Raw genomic sequence first — 19,833 nt, 5'->3', positions numbered from 1 at the left:
ACCGAGAACCTGCGCACCATCGACGACGTCCCCGAGGTCGTCGACACCGGTCGCGCGCGCGCACTGTTCGGGGACAGCCCCTTCTTCGAGATCCGCGGCGAGGTCTACATGCCCACCGTGGCGTTCGCCGCCTTCAACGAGACCCGCCGGGAAGAGGGACTGGAGTCCTTCCGCAACCCGCGGAATGCCACCGCGGGTTCGCTCAAGACCCTCGACGTGGCCGAGGTGCGCAAGCGGCCCCTGCACTTCTGGGCCTATGCCATGGCGGTGCCCGGGGCGCCGGCCATCGGGACGCACACCGCCGAACTCGACGCACTCGAGGAGCTGGGATTCCCCGTGCCGGAACGTTGGCGCGTCAGGAGCCTCGACGATCTCTTCGAGACACTGGAAGAGCTCGGGCGACGCCGTGCCGATCTCGAGTACCAGATCGACGGCGCGGTGATCAAGCTGGACGACGCCGAGCGCTGGCCGGAGCTGGGCTCGACGGCCAAGAGCCCGCGCTACGCCCTCGCCTACAAGTTCGAGGCCGAACAGGCCGTCACGCGCCTCGCGTCGATCGAGGCATCGGTGGGTCGCACCGGTGTCGTCACTCCCGTCGCGAATCTCCAACCGGTCCCGATCGCGGGGACCACGGTCGCGCGGGCCACGCTGCACAACCAGGACGAGATCGATCGCAAGGACATCCGCGAGGGCGACACCGTGATCGTGCAGAAGGGCGGCGACGTGATCCCGAAGGTCGTCGGGGTCGTCGTCGAGAAACGCCCGGCCACCAGCGAGCCCTACCATCTACCCGCGACCTGCCCGAGTTGCGGCTCGGCGCTGTACCGCGAGGAAGGACAGGTGGCCGTGCGCTGTCTGAACGCGGTGTGTCCGGCCCAGTTGCGGGGCCGCATCCTCCACTTCGTCGGCCGCGACGCCATGAACATCGAAGGACTCGGCGAGAAGTGGGTCGATCTCATGCTCGAGCGCGGCATGCTGCGGGGGCCGGCCGATCTGTATCGCCTGCGGCGCGAGGACGTCGTGGAACTCCCGGGATGGGGGGAGAAGAGCGCCGACAAGCTGATGGGCTTCGTCGAGCGTTCGAAGCAACGACCCCTGGGCAATCAGATCTTCGCGCTGGGGATGCGTCACGTCGGGATCGCTGCGGCGCGACAACTCGCTCGTCACTTCGGAGGCTTCGATCGACTGCGCGCCGCCGACGTCGTCGCACTCGAAGACGTCGCGGACTTCGGGGCCATCACCGCGAAGAGCCTGTACGAGGAGCTGCAGCGCAATCGCGAGGTCCACGACGAGCTGGTCGGACTCGGACTGCTGGCCACCGAGGAAGAGGTTGCCGAGCCGGTCGCGCAGGACACTGCGTTCGCCGGACGCAACTTCGTCCTCACGGGTTCGCTCGAGACCATGGAACGCCGCGAGGCGAAGGCCCGGATCGAGGAACTCGGGGGAAGGGTCACCGGCAGTGTGAGTGGCCGGACCGATGTGCTCGTGGCCGGTGGGTCGGCGGGTAGCAAGCTCTCCCGGGCGCAGGAACTGGGCGTCGAGATCTGGGACGAAGCACGGTTCCGTGAGGAACTCGGCGAAGGAGCCGACGCGTGACGGCGCGCGTGTGGTTGACGGCACCCATCGCCCGTCCCGGGGGCGTGCGGGTGTGCGTTCCGCTCGACGGTGGAGAGACCGGGTTCGTCGACGCCGAAGGCACGCTTCCTCCGGGCCAACACGTCACGTTGGACACCGAACCCGATCTGACCACGCTCCTGCACACACTCTGGCCGGCCCGAGCCGAAGTGCTGCGTCATCACGTCGATGTGCTGGGTACGATCGACAACCGGCTCGACCTCGAGTCGGCGCTGCAGTCGACGGCGGCGCTCGTCGTGTGGTGGGTCGCGTTCTGGCGCGAGCAGGACGACGCGTGGAGGCACGCGCGGGTGCGAGCACTGTCCGCTCACGCTCCTTGGATGGTCCACCTGCTCGAGTCGACCCCGCTGCGGGCCGTGGCCGAACCTCCCGAAGGCCTTCGTCCCGACACGGCCGCCGAGGAACGGCGGCGCGACGTCGACGACGAGCACTGGGCCGCGTGGAACGACCGGACTCCCGAGGAGATCCTCGGCCCCGACGGAGCGCTGGCGCGTCTCATCGGCGACGGGTTCGAGTTCCGTGCCGGTCAACGGGACATGTCCGAGAGCGTGGCGAAGGCGCTCGATCGTCAGGAACACCTGATGGTCGAAGCAGGAACGGGAATCGGGAAGTCGCTGGCCTATCTGGTCCCGTCGCTCCTGCACGGAGGACGCACGGGCGAGCGCGTGGTCGTGAGCACCCACACGCGGAACCTGCAGTCGCAGTTGATCGATCACGACCTCCCCCTGCTCGAACGGCTGGGGTATCCGGGCGAGGTGCGGCTGCTGCTCGGCCGTAACAACTACCTGTGCCGCCGCCAGCTACGCCGAGTCTCGCACGCCCGCGTCGAATCGAGCGAAGGGGCGCTCGCGCAGTTCGCGCTCCTGCTGTGGTCGCGGTACAGCCGTGAGGGCCGCCGCGAGGAAATCGCCGACCACCCATGGTTCGCCGACCACTGGCTGCATTTCTTCGAGTCGGTCGAGCCGTGTTCACCGCACATCTGCCACCGCGATCCCGTGTGCTTCGTGGTGCGGGCGCGACGGCGCGCGCGCGAGGCACCGGTGGTGGTCGTCAACCACGCTCTGCTCATGATGGACCTGCGCAGCGGCCAGTCGCTGGTGGGGCCGGCACGGGTGCTCGTGGTCGACGAGGCTCATCATCTGCACGACGTGGCCACGCGTGCGCTCAGCCACTGGATCGCGCCCGAGCGTCTGGAGGTCTATCGCAACCTCACTGGAGATCGCAGCACAGCCGGTGCGCTGCGCGAGGTCTTCTCGCACGTGGTGCGGTCTGCCGGGGGCGATGCCGACACCGAGGCGTGTGCGCGCGCCACGGATCGCGCGCTGGAGCATTTCCTCGAGACCTTCCTGATCTGGTACACGGCCCTGGCCGAACTGGCAGCGGCCCGCCTGGGGTCGGACTCCGGCCGCCCCGGAACGCATCGGATCCACGACGCCGACGAGGCCTTCGCGCCGCTGCGTGACCGCAGCGCCGCGTTGCACACCGCCGGCGAGACCCTGGAACGCGATCTCGCGCGACTGCTCGCGCTGGGCGCGGAGGTCGAGGAACAGGGTGCGTCGATCTCCGAGGAGCGCGAGGGATTGGCCTCGTTGCTCGAGTTCCACCGCGAATTCCGCGCGCAGATCGCCTTCTGCGAGGCGGCCGACGACGAGGACTGGGTGTACTGGCTCGACTGGGCGGGACGCGGTGGTCTGCGCGGACTGGTCGCGGCTCCGCTCACGGTGGAGGACCCCCTCGGGCGCCTCTGGAACGCCCACTACCGCAGCGTGATCACGACCAGTGCGACCCTGGCGGTCGAGTCGGACTTCCTGCCCTTCGCCGAGTCGGTCGGTCTGTCGCGGGCCGACCGCTTCACCGAGAGTGTGCAGATCCCGAGTCCCTTCGAGGCCGAGCGCCAGAGCCTGGTGTTGACCTCGATCGACCTGCCCGAGCCCGATGATCCGCACTTCGCCACCCGCGTCGCCGAGACGGTGGCTGCGATCGCGACGGCGGTGCCGACGAAGATCCTCGTGCTGAGCACGAGCTACCGCTTCATCGATCAGCTCGAGTCCGAGCTCGCCGACCGGTTGGCACCGTCGGACGATGACCTCTTCGCCGACGTGCCTCCCGTTCGGCCGGATCTGCTCGTACAACGACCGGGACTGGCCCGCGCGGCCCTGGCCGAACGCTTTCGTCTGGCCGAAGCCGCCGTGCTGGTGGCCACCGGCAGCTTCTGGGAGGGCGTCGACTTCCCGGGACGGCAACTCGAGGTGCTGGTCGTACCGCGTCTGCCCTTCTCCGTCCCGACCGATCCGCTCGTCGAGGGACGCACGGAGCGCGCCCGACGGCTGGGTCGTGATCCCTTCCACGACGTCACCCTGGTCGACGCGGTGCTGAGACTGAAGCAGGGCGTGGGTCGACTGCTCCGCACCAGCGACGACCGCGGCGCGGTGCTGCTGCTCGACCACCGCCTGCAGTCGCGGGGTTACGGCGTGCGCTTCCTCAACTCCCTACCGCGGATCTGCGACATCGTGCCCGATCTCGACGCCGTCGCGCGTCGCACCGTGGACTTCCTGCGCGGTCGCAACGAACGCGCCTGAGCCTTAGACTTCCCGGGTCGACTCCAGTCGAGGAGGCCATCATGTCGACCATCCGCAACGTGCGTGCTCCGCGTGGAACCGATCTCAGCTGCAAGGGCTGGGTGCAGGAAGCCGCCTACCGCATGATCCAGAACAACCTCGACCCCGACAACGCCGAGATCCCCGAGCAGCTCGTGGTGTACGGCGGCCGCGGCAAGGCCGCGCGCGACTGGGCGAGCTTCGACGCGATCCTCGCCAGCCTGCGCGATCTCGAGAACGACCAGACCCTGCTCGTGCAGAGCGGCAAGCCGGTGGCGGTGATGCCGAGTCATCCCGACGCCCCGCGGGTGCTCATCGCCAACAGTCTGCTCGTGCCACGCTGGGCCACGTGGGAGCACTTCGACGAACTCGATCGCAAGGGCCTGATGATGTACGGCCAGATGACCGCCGGCTCGTGGATCTACATCGGCACGCAGGGGATCCTGCAGGGCACCTACGAGACCTTCGCCGCCTGTGCGCGAGCGCAGGGTTGGGAGGACCTCCGCGGCAAGCTCGTGCTGACGGGTGGACTCGGCGGCATGGGTGGCGCTCAGCCGCTGTCGGTGACCATGAACGAGGGCGTGGCCCTGTGCGTGGAGGTCGACCCGCACCGCATCGAGCGCCGCCTCGAGACCCGCTACCTCATGGACTCCACGGACGACCTCGACGAGGCCCTGCGGCGCTGCCGCGAGGCCCAGCGCGAGGGACGTCCCTACAGCGTCGGTCTGCTCGGCAACTGCGCCGACGTCGTGCCCGAACTGCTGCGTCGCGGCGAGGAGATCGACATCGCCACCGACCAGACGAGTGCGCACGACCCACTGCTCGGATACGTTCCGAACGGCATGGGCCTCGCCGAGGCGGGGGCGCTGCGCGAACGCGATCCCGAGGCCTACAAGCGCGAGTCGATGCGTTCCATGCGGGAACACTGCGAGGCCATGGTCGGTCTGCAGAAGGCCGGCAGCATCGTCTTCGACTACGGCAACAACCTGCGCGGCATGGCCCAGGACGCGGGCTACGACGAGGCCTTCGCCTACCCCGGCTTCGTGCCCGCCTACATCCGCGACCTCTTCTGCGAGGGCAAGGGACCCTTCCGCTGGGTGGCGCTGAGCGGCGACGAGGCCGACATCGCCGCCACCGATGAAGTGATCCTAGAACTCTTCGGCGACGAGGAACCGCATCTGCGCCGGTGGATCGAGATGGCGCGGGAGCAGGTCGCCTTCCAGGCGTTGCCCGCGCGGATCTGCTGGCTCGGATACGGCCAGCGCGCGCGCGCCGGGTTGGCCTTCAACGAGCTGGTCCGCAACGGCAGGGTGAAGGCGCCGATCGTGATCGGTCGGGATCATCTCGACAGTGGTTCGGTGGCCAGCCCCTACCGCGAGACCGAGAGCATGCGCGACGGTAGTGACGCCGTGGCCGACTGGCCGATCCTCAACGCCCTGATCAATGCGGTGAACGGTGCGAGCTGGGTGAGCGTGCACCACGGGGGTGGGGTCGGCATGGGTCTGTCGATCCACGCCGGTCAGGTGATCGTGGCCGACGGCACCGACGCCGCAGCGCGGCGCCTGGAACGCGTGCTCACCACCGATCCGCTGATGGGGGTGGCGCGGCACTACGACGCCGGCTACGAAGGTGCGGTGGACTTCGCCGCACGAAACGATCTGCACATGCCGATGCCCGCACCGCGGGCGGGAGAGTGATTCCGATGCCCACGCGAGAGCCCGTCGATCTCCTGATCCACGGAATCGGGAAGTTGTACACGCTCGAGGAGGAAGGCGCCGGGCCGGCCCCGCGCCGGCGTGAGGACGTCGGGCGTGTCGGTCTGGTCGAGAACGCAGCCGTGGCTTCGTACGGCGGACGGATCGTCGCGGCGGGCGCCGAGGAGGACGTTCGGGCCCGTGTGAACGTCCTGCCCGGCGCGGAGCGGATCGATGCCGAGGGAGCGGCGGTGATTCCGGGATTCGTCGATCCCCACACCCACGCCGTCTTCGACCACCCGCGGTCGTGGGAGTTCGGGCGGCGGCTGGTGGGAGAGAGCTACGCTTCGATCGCCGAAGCCGGCGGGGGCATCCGTGCCACCGTTCGGGCCTTCCGCGAGGTCGACGAGGAAGAGTTGGTGCGGCGGACGCGGCGCCGGCTCCGGGCCGCCCTGGCCTACGGCAGCACCACCGTCGAGGTGAAGAGCGGCTACGGCCTGGAACTCGAGAGCGAACTGCGGGCGTTGCGCGTGGTGAAGAGACTGCAGGGCGATTCCCACCTGCCCGATCTGGTCGCGACGTGCCTGGCCGCCCACGAGTTCCCCGACGAATGGCGCGAGGACCGCGACGGCTACGTCCGGGTGGTCTGCGACGAAATCCTCCCGCAGGTCGCCGCCGAGGGGCTCGCCGAGCGGGCCGATGTCTTCTGCGAGCCCGGTGTCTACACGGTGGAGCAATCGCGTCGCGTCCTGGAGGCCGCCGCCGCGCTCGGACTGCGGGGAACCGTTCACGCCGACGAACTCGAGGGCAGCGGTGGTGCCGAGCTGGCCGCCGAGCTCGGCGCCGACAGCGCCGACCACCTGGGGCGGATCAGCGATGCCGGGATCGACGCGCTCGCCGGTTCGGACACGGTCGGGGTGCTCCTACCCGGAACGATCTTCTCCCTGGGCCTGAACGAACAGGCCCCCGCGCGTCGGATGATCGACGCCGGGGTCGCCCTCGCCCTCGCCACCGACTTCAATCCCGGGAGCAACTGGTGTGAGTCGATGCCCCTGACGCTGGCCATCGCGTGCACGCGCTTGCACCTGCATCCGCACGAGGCCCTGACCATGGCCACCATCAACGCCGCGTTCGCCCTGCGCCGCGCGGACGACGTGGGAAGTCTTGCCGTCGGCAAGTCCATGGACGTGAACGTCTTACGTGGGGATTCGGTGGATTCCCTGGCGCATCACCTGGGTCTGGATCCACTCCGGTTGGTGATCCGGGCCGGGCGGGTGGTCGTGGACCACGGGGTGCCGATGGGGGCCTGACCACCCGATCGTTGCCGAGAGCAGCAGCTGGTCACGGACTTGCTAGTGACCCGGTGGACGAGCGTGTCCGATCCGGGCCGGCGCCCCCTCCGCGGTCGCAGCCCGGCTTCGAGCGCTCCACGCGACACCAGGGCCGGCGGACCCGGCGTGCGGACGCGCACACCGTGGTCGCCCGGCCGGACAGAGGATCGAGGAGAGCGCGTGAGCAAGACCAGCGATCTGCGCCGTCAGGCGACGGAAGCGGTCCGTGCCAAGCAGTTCGACCGCGCCGTCGAACTCTACGAGCGCCTCTGCTCCCAGGACTCGGGCAACGGCACCCCTCGCAACGAACTCGGTGACGTCTTCCTCAAGACCGGAGACGTCGACCGGGCCATCGCCTCCTTCCAGGAGGCCGCCCGTTTGTACCTGGCGTTCGGCCTGACGAACAATGCGGTGGCGGTGCACAAGAAGATCCTCCGCCACGATCCCAATCATCTGCACAGCCTGTGGGTCCTCGGCGAGATCCGACTCGACCAGGGTCTCGAGGCCGAGGCCAGCGCGGCCTTCCTCGACTTCCTGTCGCGGCACCCGAGCGTGGTCGAGACCGAACGCGAGGCCTTCGTCGCGCGCGGGCTCCAGTTGATCGAGCTCATGGGCGACGATCCGCAGATCCTCAGTGCGCTCGACACCATCTTCGCGCAGTGGGACTTCGGCCAGGATCGCGCCCGGGTGCTGGTGGCCAAGGCCCGCCTGGCCCACCAGGCCGACGAGATCGACGTGCGCGACAAGTACCTCGAGCACGCTCGCACCGCGTTCGAACACCTCGACGCGCTGTCGGAGTACGTTCGGCTGCGCGACGAGATCGAGGGGGTCTCCGAAGGATCCGACGACGAGACGGGCTTCGAGACCGACGACAGCGGGACCATCGTCCTCGGCGACGACGACTCGGACGACGAGACGCGCTTCGATTTCGGCGACGTCGACGGACCGGTCTTCGACGCGCCCCACGGCGACGACTTCGACGAAGGGGGCGCGCCGTCGACGCGGGTGGACCTGGGCGACGCCGCCATCGACCTCGGCTTCGACTTCGACATGGACGTCCTGAGCGGCGCCGCCGGCCACGTCTCGGGTGCGGTGGAGACCACGCGCGACACCCCCTCCGACGACGACAGCGGTGCCCGCGACCCCGTCCCCGAGATCGAGATCGGGGACGAGGAAACCGAGGGGGGAGCGGAGCCGGATCCCGCATCGGAACTCGACATCGTGCGTCCCTTCGAGACCGGCGCCGACGCGTCGGTCGAGACCCCACCCGTGGATCCGACGGACGACGAGGACGTGGGCGGGCGTGAGGACGACCCGGGCGCACCCGAACCGGAGCAGACGGTCGACCTGCTCGACGAGATCCTCGCCGACGGTGGCTTCGACGTCGAAGCGGCCGAGAAGAGCCAGGTCGACACGATCACCCAGGACGTCGAGGGACAGATCGCCGGTGACGTCGACCCCGAGGACCACGCCGGCCAGTACGAATTGGGCATGGTGTACCTCGATCTGGCCCTCTACGAGCAGGCGATCGCCGCCTTCGATCTCGCCGCCGAGGGCGAGGACGAGCGGCTGCGTGCGCTCGAGATGAAGGGCACCTGTCTGCTGCGTCTCGACCGCGTGGACGAGGCGATGGCGATCTTCCAGGAGGGGCTCGCCGTGCCCGGCTATCCCGGTCAGGCGTACCTGGGGCTGCTGTACGGCGTGGGCGTCGGCCACCAGACGCAAGGGGACCTGACCGAGGCGATCGAGTCCCTGGAACGCGTCCGCGCCGTCGACGCGGACTTCCTCGACGTCGACGAGCGCCTGTCGCGTCTCCGTGCGTCCACCGGCGATCCCGCCTGACATCGATTTCCACGCTCTTGCCCAGGTGCCGTCGGTGGGCTAGGCTGCGCTCCGCGCCCCGCAGCCGTCCGAAGAACCGCGCATGAAACTTCGTCCCCGCCGCCCGGTTCTCGGGCTCACGCTCGCCGCCGTTCTCGGCCTGGTCGTCGCCGCGCGCGCCCAGACCGGTCCGCATGGTGATCGCGTCCAGGTGACGGCTGCCGATTCGGTGGCTGTCCGCCCGGTAGCTGCCGACCCGGTGTACACCGACAGCACCGCCGTCGAGGACTCCGGCCGGGTGCCGGCGCCGTTCGACAGCGCCGTCGTGGACAGCCTCGGCATCGAGAGCGCCGGACTCGACAGCGCCGTCGTCGACAGCGTGGCCGCGGACAGTCTCGCCGCGAGGGACCGCCTCTCCGAGGACGCGGCGAAGGGCGACGAACCCGAGGCCGGCCAGCGCGCCGTTGCGCACGAGGGACGGCTGCGCGCGCTCCGTCCCCTGCCCGTCGGCGACGATCTGTTGTCCTGGTACCGTCCCGAGAGCCTGGAACGGGCGGTGGAACGGCTGCCCGAGGCGTCGGTCCGCGTCGCGGGCGACCGGGGAATGCGGGCCTGGCTGTCGCTGTCACCCGTCGGGACCCGAGCTCCGGAGATCTGGATCGACGGCATCCCCACACGCAGTCCCGGCGATCTCGATCCCGGTCTGTGGGATCGGAGCGTCGTCGCGCTCGACGGTGTGGGGTCGTCGGTGTCGTCGCTCGGTCCGATCGGTGGATCCGAGCACGTCGTGCTGCGTCAGCGGCCCGCGCTCGTGGGCCGGACCCATGCCTTCACCCGCTTCGGCACCACCGACAGCGAGACCTTCGATCGTGCGCTGGCCGTGACCACCGCGGCCACCGACCGCGTCGTCCGCTTCGACTTCGAGGAGTGGAAGACCGAGGAGGGCTACGACTACTCCTTCGCGCCGGCCGTGGTCTCGGACCCGTCGCGCGGGCGCGTCAAGATGCGCCGCTTCCGCCTGGGGACCGACTTCCAGTTCGACCGCGCCCGGGTCCGGTTCACCTTCGGCCGCGGCCGCAGATTCGCGCGCGGAGACGTCCTGGGCGCCGGCACGCGCGAGCGCTGGACCGGCGAACTCGGTGTTGTCGTCGACACCTTCGGCGACGGGGTCGTGAACACCGTCTCGGCCTGGCACCTCGACTTCCACGACGACGACCGCCGGCTCGATCAGGACATCGACGCCTCGCGGCAGGGACTGCGATGGCAGCGGCGACCCGAGTCCGCCGGATGGGGGCTGGACCTGCGCGCCGAGCGCTGGGCGATGCAGACCGAGGCCCCCGACACCCTGGTCCGTGTCGATCCGTCCCGCGTGCTGCGGACGGCAGCCTTCGTCCAGGGCGATCCCGAGGCCGAGTGGTGGCCGTGGTTCCGGTTCGAGATCGCCCACGCCGAGCACTCGTCGGGCGAACTGGGCCTGGGCGGCCGGGCCGGGGTCCGGCACCGCTGGGGGGGCTGGGACGTGGTCCTGCGGGCCGAACGCGTGCTGCGGGCCCCGACCCTGCTCGAGACCGACGGCTGGCAGCGTCTGCGCACGGTGACACCCGAGGGGAACGCCTTCGCGTACCGGGAGCAGGTGTGGGAGTGGCACGCGCGGCCGGCTCCGGACTTCGAGCGCCACGAGCGCGCCGGTGTCGCCCTGCGGGGGCGGCTGGGGTCGTGGGCGCTCGAGGTGGCCTTCGACCGGTGGCGTCTGCGCGACGGGATCGGGTGGCGTGCCGATGCCGAGACCGACCGCGCGGTCGTCGAGGCCGGTCTCGAGACCGAGGCGTGGCAGGTGCGCGGCCGGGTGGCGCGGAGCGTCCGCTTCGACCTTCTCGGCGGCGCCTGGACGGCACGACTGCTCGGTCAGGGCCAGTGGGTCCCCGACGGCGTCGAGGTCGAAGCCAGTCGCGGCGTCGGGCACCCTCGCTGGCACGGAGGAATGCGCCTGGGTCTCGAGCGCGAGTTCTTCTCGCCCCGGAATCGCCTGGGCGTCGACGTCGAGTTCGCGGGTCACGGTGCGCATCGCGACGACGGACTGGCCGCAGTGGGGTCGGTCGAACTCCCTTCGGCCTGGTGGACGAACGCCCGCGTCTGGCTGCGCGTGCGCGACGCCGAGATGTCGCTGAACCTCGACAACCCGCTCGATCGCGAGCGCGACGAGGTGGTGGGAACCGTGCGCCGCGGCCGGCAGCTCCGCTGGCAACTGGTCTGGCCCTTCTTCAACTGAGACCGGATCCCGTCCTCCCGGAAACGGACCCGCGACCGTGCGTTTCGATCGGCGCCTGCTGGCGCTGTCGGCCCTTCTCGCGCTGTCGGCCCTGGGAGGATGGCTGGAACACCGTGATCCGGCCTGGCTCCGGGCCGATCCCCTGCTGCAACCCTTCGGTCAGGGACCGCCCCCTCCCGAACCGCGGACGCGGGAAAGGTCTTCCCGCAAGCGGACGCCGGTGCCGGTCCGCCTGTCCGCCGCGACCGCACCCGAACTCGAGGCCCTGCCCGGGATCGGGCCCGCGACGGCCGCGAAGATCCTTGCCTGGCGGGACACCGTGGGGGTGGTGGAGGCGGTCGAACGCCTGCTCGAGGTCCACGGAATCGGCCCGAAGAAGCTCGAGGACCTGCGTCCGTGGATTCGACTGCAGTCCGCGGCCGAGTCGGCCGATACCTCTGCAACGAGACGCTGACGGAGCGGTTGCGAACCGCGAGTCCGCGCGGCGCGGTGATTGCAGTTCGCATCTGCCCGACGCCCACGGGCGGTCGGAGAGTGCGGGACGTCGTGTGCCGTCCGCGGACGGGCGCGTCGAGGCCGACGGTGGAGTCCTCGGCCACGCGACCGCGCGTGCGGGGCCAGGGCATGCCCTTTGCACGATGCGAGAAGCCCCCGCCGTCGTTTCCCGTCCGCCGCCCAGGACTCGATGCCCCGAGGTCGCCCTTGAAGGACAAGATCGCCGGCAAACTCCTCGAAGCGAACCTCGTCAGCCAGGATCAGCTGCACAAGGCCATCGACTCCCAGCAGAAGGAGGGAGGAAGCCTCGGGCAGAACCTGGTGCGAACGGGTGCGCTGTCGGAGGTGGCCTACGCCGATTTCCTGGGTCGGATGTACAGCCTCCCGACGGTGGCGCTCGCCGAGATGACGGTGCAGGACGAGGTCGCGGCGTTGATCCCCGCCGACGTCGCCACGCGATTCCAGGTGGTGCCCGTCGCCCGCCAGGGCCGGGTCCTGAAGGTCGCCATGGCGAACCCGTCGAACATCTTCGCGATCGACGACATCAAGTTCATCACGGGCCTCGAGGTCCAGCCCGTGGTCTGCACCGAGAGCGACGTCAAGGCGGCCATCGACAAGTACTACGACTCGGCCGACTCGCTGAAGCAGGTGCTCGAGAACCTCGAGGACGACGTCGAGATCGTCGAGGAAGAGGAAGAGGACGCCGACGCGAACCGCTTGAGCGCCGAGAGCCAGAACGCCCCGGTGGTCAAGCTGGTGAATTCGATCCTGGTCGACGCGGTGAAGCGCGGGGCTTCCGACATCCACGTCGAGATCTACGAGAAGACCATGCGGGTGCGCTACCGCATCGACGGGATCCTGCAGGAGGTCATGGCACCTCCGATCAAGATGAAGAGCGCGATCATCTCTCGCATGAAGATCATGTCCGAACTGGACATCGCCGAGCGTCGGATCCCACAGGACGGCCGGATCAAGCTGAAGGTGGGCGAGAAGAAGGTCGACATGCGCGTGTCGACCCTGCCTTGCATCTTCGGCGAGAAGGTCGTGATGCGTATCCTCGACAAGGGCAACCTGAAGCTCGACCTGGCCGACTTCGGGATCTACCCCCCGGCCCTGAAGTCCCTGATGCGAGCGATCGAACTGCCCTACGGCATGGTCCTGGTCACCGGGCCCACGGGATCGGGAAAGACGACGACGCTCTACTCGTGTCTGAGTCGGGTGAACAAGCCCGGGGTGAACATCATGACCGCCGAGGATCCCGTCGAGTACAACCTCGACGGGATCAACCAGGTCCAGGTGAAGGAAGACGTGGGCCTGACCTTCGCCGCGGCGTTGAAGGCCTTCCTGCGTCAGGACCCGAACATCGTCATGCTCGGTGAGATCCGCGATCTCGAGACGGGTGGGATCGCCGTAAAGGCCGCTCTGACCGGCCACCTCGTGCTCAGTACGCTGCACACGAACGACGCTCCGGCCACCATCAACCGTATGATCGACATGGGGATCGAGCCCTTCCTGGTGGCGACGTCGACCAACATCATCCTGGCCCAACGCCTGGTCCGGCGCATCTGCAAGCACTGCAAGACCGTCGAGGACGTGCCAGCCGAAGTGCGCCAGGACGTGGGGATCACTCCCGACATGAAATGCTACAAGGGCGCCGGCTGCGACGAGTGCGGCGGCACCGGATACAAGGGTCGACAGGGCCTGTACGAGGTCATGGTGATCACGCAGGGAATCCGCGAGATCATCCTCGACCGCGGCAGCACCGAGGAACTCAGGAACCAGGCCATCGAAGACGGCATGCTCACGCTTCGCATGGACGGCCTGCGCAATGTCGAGCGCGGCACCACGACCATCGAAGAGGTGCTGCGTGAGACGTCCGACAACGCTTAGGCCCGACGCGGCCGGGAGGCAACATGATCAGTCTTCGTGAACTGCTCGAGGACATGATGAAGAACGATGCCAGCGATCTTCATCTGACCGCCGGGCTGCCGCCGATGTACCGCGTCGACGGTCACCTCATGGCGTCCCGATTCGAGACCCTGTCGCCCGAGGAGACCCGCCAGCTCGCGTACTCGGTGCTCAACGACGAACAGAAAAAGACCTTCGAGAACAATCGCGAGCTCGACCTGAGCTTCGGCGTGCAGGGGATGAGCCGTTTCCGTGCGAACGTGTACGTCCAGCGCGGCGTGACGACGATGGCGGTCCGGAAGATCCCCTACGAGATCCTCGATTTCCACAAGCTCGGTCTGCCTCCCGCCGTGAAGAAGTTCGCGGAACTCCCGCGGGGTCTGGTCCTGGTCACCGGGCCCACCGGATCCGGGAAGACGACCACGCTGGCGAGTGTGATCGACTTCATCAACCAGAGTCGCAAGGCACACATCCTGACGATCGAGGATCCGATCGAGTACGTGCATCACCACAAGGGTTGCATGGTCAATCAGCGTGAGATCAAGAGTGACACCGAGACCTTCGTCAACGCGCTGAAGTACGTGCTGCGTCAGGACCCCGACGTGATCCTCGTAGGGGAGATGCGCGACCGCGAGACGATCGCCTCGGCGATCACGATCGCCGAAACGGGCCACCTGTGCCTGGCCACCCTGCACACGAACAGCACCTTCGAGTCGATCAATCGTATCGTCGACGTGTTCCCGAGCGCTCAACAGCCGCAGATTCGAGCACAGCTCGCCTTCGTGCTCGAAGGGGTGATCACGCAGCAATTGATCCCCCGTTACCGAGCCAAGGGTCGCGAGATGGTCAGCGAGGTGATGGTCTGTACGCCGGCCATCAAGTCGCTGATCCGCGACGACAAGGTGCACCAGATCTACGGGATCATGCAGGCCGGACAGAAGTACGGCATGCAGACCATGAATCAGAGCCTGTACGCCGCCTACGCGAACAAGCGGATCTCGTACGAGGACGCGATCGGACGCAGCAGTGACCGCGAGGAACTGCTGAAGATGATCGGCGATTCCGTGACGGTCTGAGAGGACCGGAGGAGGAAACCGACGTGGCCATGACGTTCGTCTGGAAGGGTACGACGCCCAAGGGCGACGCCATCAACGGCGAGTACCAGGCGGGAAACAAGCAGGAAGTGGCTGCCTACCTGCGGAAGAAGAAGATCCAGGTCAAGTCGATCTACCCGAAGTCGACCAGCCGTGAGATCCGGATCGGAGGTCCGAAGAAGGTCAAGGTGAAGGACATGAGTATCTTCACCCGCCAGTTCTCGACCATGATCAACGCGGGCCTGCCGATCGTCCAGTGTCTGGACATCCTCGGCAAACAGACCGAGAACGAGACGTTGCGCAAGGCGATCAACGACGTGATGCTCGACGTCGAGGGTGGCAACACGCTGGCCGAGAGCATGGCCAAGCACCAGAAGATCTTCAACAATCTGTACACGAACATGGTCGATGCCGGCGAGCAGGGCGGTATCCTGGACATCATTCTGGGTCGTCTAGCGGTGTACCTGGAGAAGGCGGACGCTCTGCAACGCAAGGTGAAGAGCGCCATGACCTATCCCTCGATCGTGGCCATCGTCGCCGGTGGGGCGACCGTGTTCATGCTGATGTTCGTGATTCCGGTCTTCGCGAAGATGTTCAGTGATTTCGGGGGCGAGTTGCCGCTGCCGACGAAGGTGGTCATGGGACTCAGCGATTTCCTGCGGTCCCAGTGGTACCTGCTGGCCGGTGGAATCGCAGCCTGCATTTTCGGGTACAAGATGGCGCGCAAGAATCCGTCGATCAGCTTCAGGATCGACGCCATGCTCCTCAAGTCGCCGGTGATCGGCAACGTCCTCCGCAAGGGCTCGGTGGCGCGATTCACCCGGACGCTGGGGACCCTGGTGGGGTCGGGCGTGCCGATCCTGCAGGGGCTCGACATCACGTCGAGGACGGCGGGGAACCTGGTGATCGAGCGCGCGATCTCGGCAACCCGCGACTCGATCAGCCAGGGCGATACCATTGCCGAGCCACTCCGGAAGAGCCAGGTGTTCCCCCCGATGGTCGTGCAGATGATCGCGGTGGGCGAGCAGACGGGTGCGCTCGACGAGATGCTCGCGAAGATCGCCGATTTCTACGACGACGAGGTCGACACCGCGGTCGAGCAGCTCACGTCGGTGATCGAGCCGATCATGATCGTGGTCATGGGTGTGATGGTGGGCGGGATGCTCGTCGCCATGTATCTGCCGATGTTCAAGATGGCCAGCGTGATGAGCGGTGGCCACTGACCCCGCCGGGACGAAGGAACGGGAACCAGGAGTGGAGACCTCGGTGCGCAGGATCGATCAGGACGAGCGTGGGATCTGGCATTGGCTGTTCCTGCGGCTGTCGATGACCTGTCTCGTCCTGACGGCGGGAGTCGGACTGCTGTGGGTCGCGGCGCAGGAGCTTCCCATCGAGCAGCTCAAGCGGATCCTCGCCGTCGAATACCTGTCGGTGGGTCTGGGCGTGGTGTCCGTGGTCGCCGGTGCGCCACGGAAGATCGTCCAGGCACTGCAGATCGTCGTGGACGTCCTGGTGATCACCGCCTGCGTCCACTTCACCGGCGGCCTCGAGAGTCGCTTCACGCTGTTGTACTTCTTTCCCCTCGTCGTGGCCTCCTACGAGCTGCGTCAGAAGGGCGCGTTGTACACGGCCGGTCTGGCAGCGGCGCTGACGCTCTCGTACACGCTGCTGGTGGCCGCCGAGCGGATCGTGCCCCCCGTGGTCGCCTTCCGCGAAGGTGTCGTGAGCAACGGATCGCTGATCGGCGCGCACGTCACGGTGTCGCTGCTGCTCGTGGTCGGGTACGTGGCCGGCGAGATGGCCGGGCGCCTCGACCGCAAGGCGCGCCTGCTCGCGCACCGGAGTGACGAACTCGACCACGTGCGAAGGGAGACCCAGAGCATCCTCGACCACATGGGGTCGGGCGTCATGACCCTGGACCTCGAGGGCGTGGTGCTCCGCATGAATCCGGCGGCCGAGCGGATCCTCGGAATCGACAAGGTCGCGCTCGAGGGGCGGGGCGTGGCCGAGGGCCTGGGTGCGATCATGCCGATCCTCGTGGGCCACCTCATGGAGTGCGTGATCGAGGGCCGGAACGCCGATCGCGTCGAGGTCCACATCGAGAGGCAGGACGGATCGGTCGTGCCCGTGGGCCTCAGTGTGAATCCGATGTGCGATGCCGAGGGCAACCGCTGCGGAGTGGTGACGGTGTTCCAGGACCTGAGCACCGTGGTGCGCATGCGCGAGCGGATGCGCAGCAACGACCGATTGATCGCCATGGGCGAGCTCTCGGCGAGTATTGCTCATGAGATCCGGAACCCCCTGGCGTCGATCCGCGGGTCGGTGGAGATGCTCCAGGGAGAGCTGGAGCTCGACGACGAGAACTCCCGCCTGTTCGAGCTGATCCACCGCGAGAGCGCGCGACTGAACCGCATCATCGAAGACTTCCTCGAGTACGCCCGCATGCGCCCGCCCCAACCGCGCAACTGCCGGCTCGACGACGTGATCCACGATCTCGAGGAGCTGTTGCACAGCCACGAGTCGCTCCACGCCCGGGATCGCCTACGGGTGCTGTCGGGGAAGTTCGACGTCGTGGTGCACGTCGACGAGGAACTCATGCGCCAGGTCTTCCTGAACCTCGCGCTGAACGCCTTCGAGTCGATGGGCGATGCCGGCGAACTCCGGGTGAGCGTGGCGGTCCGCCCGCACCACCTGCCGCCGGAGGTCGTGGTCCGATTCATCGACGAGGGCGACGGTCTCGACGAGGAGACCGCCGAGCGCATCTTCGAACCCTTCTTCACAACGAAGCCGAACGGAACCGGCCTCGGGCTGCCGATGGCGCATCGAGTCGTGAGCAATCACGACGGCCAGTTGCGGGCCCGCAGCGTCGATGGCGGAGGTGCGGAGTTCAGCGTGCACCTGCCTCTGGTGGGCCTGTTCCGCGACGGACATCTGATCACGGGCGACGAGGCCCTCGAGGAATTGATGGCCGATGCCGCGCACGCGAACGTGGATTCGGCCGAAGGAACGGCCTGATGTCGGCGAGCGCGCGAACGTACGGAAAGGACCGGCAACGATGAGCGAAGGACGTATCCTGATCGTCGACGACGAAGAGGGAATGTGCCAGTTCCTCTCGATCATGCTCAAACGTGAGGGCTACGAGGTCGCGGCCGCCACGAGCGGGGCCGATGCCCTGCGCGAGATGCAGCGGAGCGGGGCCGACGTCGTCATCACCGACATCCAGATGCCGCGGATGGACGGAATCCAGGTCCTGTCGGGGATCAAGGCCATCGACTCGACGGTGCCGGTCATCATCATGACGGCCTACGCGAGCAAGCAGACGGCGATCGAGGCGGTGAACAAGGGTGCGTTCCACTATCTGGACAAACACGCAAAGAACGACGAAATCAAGATGGTGATCCGCAACGCGCTCGAGGTCCGGCAGGTCCGCAACGAGAACAGCGATCTGCGCCGCGAGCTCGTGCACACCCGAAGGGTCGAGCCGAAGAGCATCATCGGCAAGAGCGACGAGATGAATGCCGTGTTCCGCATGGTCGAACGGGTGGCCGGGGCCGACTCGAACATCCTGCTGCACGGCGAGAGCGGCACGGGCAAGGAGTTGATCGCGCGGGCGATCCACGACCAGAGCCACCGTGCCGAAGGTCCCTTCGTGACCATCAACTGCGGGGCCCTGCCCGAGAGCCTGCTCGAGAGCGAGCTCTTCGGCCACGTGAAGGGCTCCTTCACCGGAGCGATCAAGGACAAGGACGGCCTGTTCAAGGTGGCCAGCGGCGGGACCTTCCTGCTCGACGAGATCGGTGAGACCTCGCCCGGGATCCAGGTCAAACTACTGCGGGCGCTGCAGGAGCGTGAGATCATCCCCGTGGGGGGAACCAAGCCGATCAAGGTCGACGTCCGGATCGTCGCGGCGACGAACCGCGACCTCGAGGAAGAGGTCCAGCTCGGCAACTTCCGCATGGACCTGTACTACCGGGTGAATGTGATCCAGGTGTCACTGCCGCCTCTGCGCGATCGCCCCGACGACGTGCCGCTGCTCGTCGACCATTTCCTGCGTCGCTACAAGCGCGACTACGAAGGTGGCGATCTGAACTCGGTGCTCGATCCGGCGGCGCTCGACCTGCTCGTGAACTACTCGTGGCCGGGCAATGTTCGCGAGCTCGAGAACATGATCGAGCGCGCCGTGATCCTGCAGGAACACGATCTGATCTCGCCGCACGACCTGCCCGACAAGATCGTCGGCGAACGGCAGGGCGGTGGCGGTGAGCCGATCAGCGAGTCCGGCATCACGCTCGAGGAACTCGAGCGCCGCTACATGATCCAGGTCCTGAACGACACCGGATGGCACAAGAAGCGGGCGGCGGAGATCCTCGGAATCAATCCGTCGACGCTCTACCGGAAGATCAAGAGCTACGGTCTGGTGCCACCGGGCGGAACGTTCGAAGGTGACGAGGCGGAAGATCTGGAGACGGTGGAACAGTAGGGGCCATCGGGGGACACGCGGAGCGCCGCAGCGTGCAAGGCCGGCCTTGCAAAGCGAATGGGAACGGGCCACTGCGGTGGCCCGTTTCGCCTGGCCGAGCGGTGGGTCACGACACGGTGCGGAACCGCGAGGAAGGACGCCGACATGGCACATGGGATGCTCACGTCCCGGGCAACCGTGTAGTCCCGCGTGTCGCGTCCGCGATTGCGCATCCATGCTTTCCGCACTCTGGAGGCCCTGGGAACATGAAGAACAACAGCGGTTTCACGCTGATCGAGCTCATGATCGTCGTCGTCATCATCGGTATTCTGGCCGCGATCGCGGTGCCGAACTTCATCAGCATGCAGTCGCGTGCGAAGGAAGCTTCGGTGAAGAGCAACTGCCACACCGTGCAGCTGCAGGCTGAGGACGCGGCTGTGCAGGCCAACGGCGTGTATCCCACCCGCGCCAATCTCGTCATTGCCATGGAGGCGAACGGTGGCACGCTGCTGACCAACCCGTTCTCGAAC

At 67.5% G+C, this 19,833-nt stretch carries 13 protein-coding genes; all 13 read left to right on the top strand.

Translation table 11 applies throughout. The features are described 5' to 3' along the window. Positions 1-1,596: NAD-dependent DNA ligase LigA (gene ligA, locus VKA86_11680; protein ID HKK71871.1), on the top strand; the 1,596-nt coding region annotated here is incomplete at its 5' end. Next, positions 1,593-4,214, top strand: coding sequence for a helicase C-terminal domain-containing protein (locus VKA86_11675; protein ID HKK71870.1), 2,622 nt, complete (start codon positions 1,593-1,595; stop codon positions 4,212-4,214). The genes ligA and VKA86_11675, both read left to right, overlap by 4 nt. A gap of 41 nt (positions 4,215-4,255) precedes the next feature. After that, a complete protein-coding gene (hutU, locus tag VKA86_11670) occupies positions 4,256-5,929 on the top strand; it encodes a urocanate hydratase (protein ID HKK71869.1) in 1,674 nt (557 codons plus the stop codon). Between the two features lie 5 nt (positions 5,930-5,934). Continuing rightward, positions 5,935-7,236 carry an imidazolonepropionase gene (gene hutI / locus VKA86_11665; GenBank protein ID HKK71868.1) on the top strand — a complete coding sequence of 434 codons (1,302 nt, stop codon included), beginning with the start codon at positions 5,935-5,937 and terminating at the stop codon, positions 7,234-7,236. 201 nt (positions 7,237-7,437) lie between these two features. Beyond that, positions 7,438-9,099, top strand: a complete 1,662-nt coding sequence (locus VKA86_11660; GenBank protein HKK71867.1) for a tetratricopeptide repeat protein — start codon at positions 7,438-7,440, stop codon at positions 9,097-9,099. 82 nt (positions 9,100-9,181) lie between these two features. Beyond that, a complete protein-coding gene (locus tag VKA86_11655; GenBank protein ID HKK71866.1) occupies positions 9,182-11,347 on the top strand; it encodes a hypothetical protein in 2,166 nt (721 codons plus the stop codon). A 37-nt stretch (positions 11,348-11,384) separates the two neighbouring features. Then, a complete protein-coding gene (locus tag VKA86_11650; protein HKK71865.1) occupies positions 11,385-11,801 on the top strand; it encodes a helix-hairpin-helix domain-containing protein in 417 nt (138 codons plus the stop codon). Between the two features lie 248 nt (positions 11,802-12,049). Then, positions 12,050-13,732, top strand: a complete 1,683-nt coding sequence (gene pilB, locus VKA86_11645) for a type IV-A pilus assembly ATPase PilB (protein HKK71864.1) — start codon at positions 12,050-12,052, stop codon at positions 13,730-13,732. 23 nt (positions 13,733-13,755) lie between these two features. After that, positions 13,756-14,826: a type IV pilus twitching motility protein PilT gene (locus VKA86_11640; GenBank protein HKK71863.1), complete on the top strand. Its 1,071-nt coding sequence runs from the start codon at positions 13,756-13,758 to the stop codon at positions 14,824-14,826. A 29-nt stretch (positions 14,827-14,855) separates the two neighbouring features. Then, positions 14,856-16,067 carry a type II secretion system F family protein gene (locus VKA86_11635; GenBank protein HKK71862.1) on the top strand — a complete coding sequence of 404 codons (1,212 nt, stop codon included), beginning with the start codon at positions 14,856-14,858 and terminating at the stop codon, positions 16,065-16,067. A gap of 43 nt (positions 16,068-16,110) precedes the next feature. After that, complete coding sequence (locus VKA86_11630) at positions 16,111-17,859, top strand: ATP-binding protein (GenBank protein ID HKK71861.1); 1,749 nt, start codon at positions 16,111-16,113, stop codon at positions 17,857-17,859. Between the two features lie 40 nt (positions 17,860-17,899). Continuing rightward, positions 17,900-19,324 carry a sigma-54 dependent transcriptional regulator gene (locus VKA86_11625; protein HKK71860.1) on the top strand — a complete coding sequence of 475 codons (1,425 nt, stop codon included), beginning with the start codon at positions 17,900-17,902 and terminating at the stop codon, positions 19,322-19,324. Between the two features lie 245 nt (positions 19,325-19,569). Beyond that, on the top strand, positions 19,570-19,833 hold a 264-nt coding region (locus VKA86_11620), incomplete at its 3' end, for a type II secretion system protein (protein ID HKK71859.1).

This window comes from Candidatus Krumholzibacteriia bacterium (genome assembly GCA_035268685.1).
In the GTDB taxonomy this organism is placed as follows: domain Bacteria; phylum Krumholzibacteriota; class Krumholzibacteriia; order JAJRXK01; family JAJRXK01; genus JAJRXK01.
Note: the sequence above shows the minus strand (reverse complement) of the source record. Positions and strands in the feature narration are given on the sequence as shown.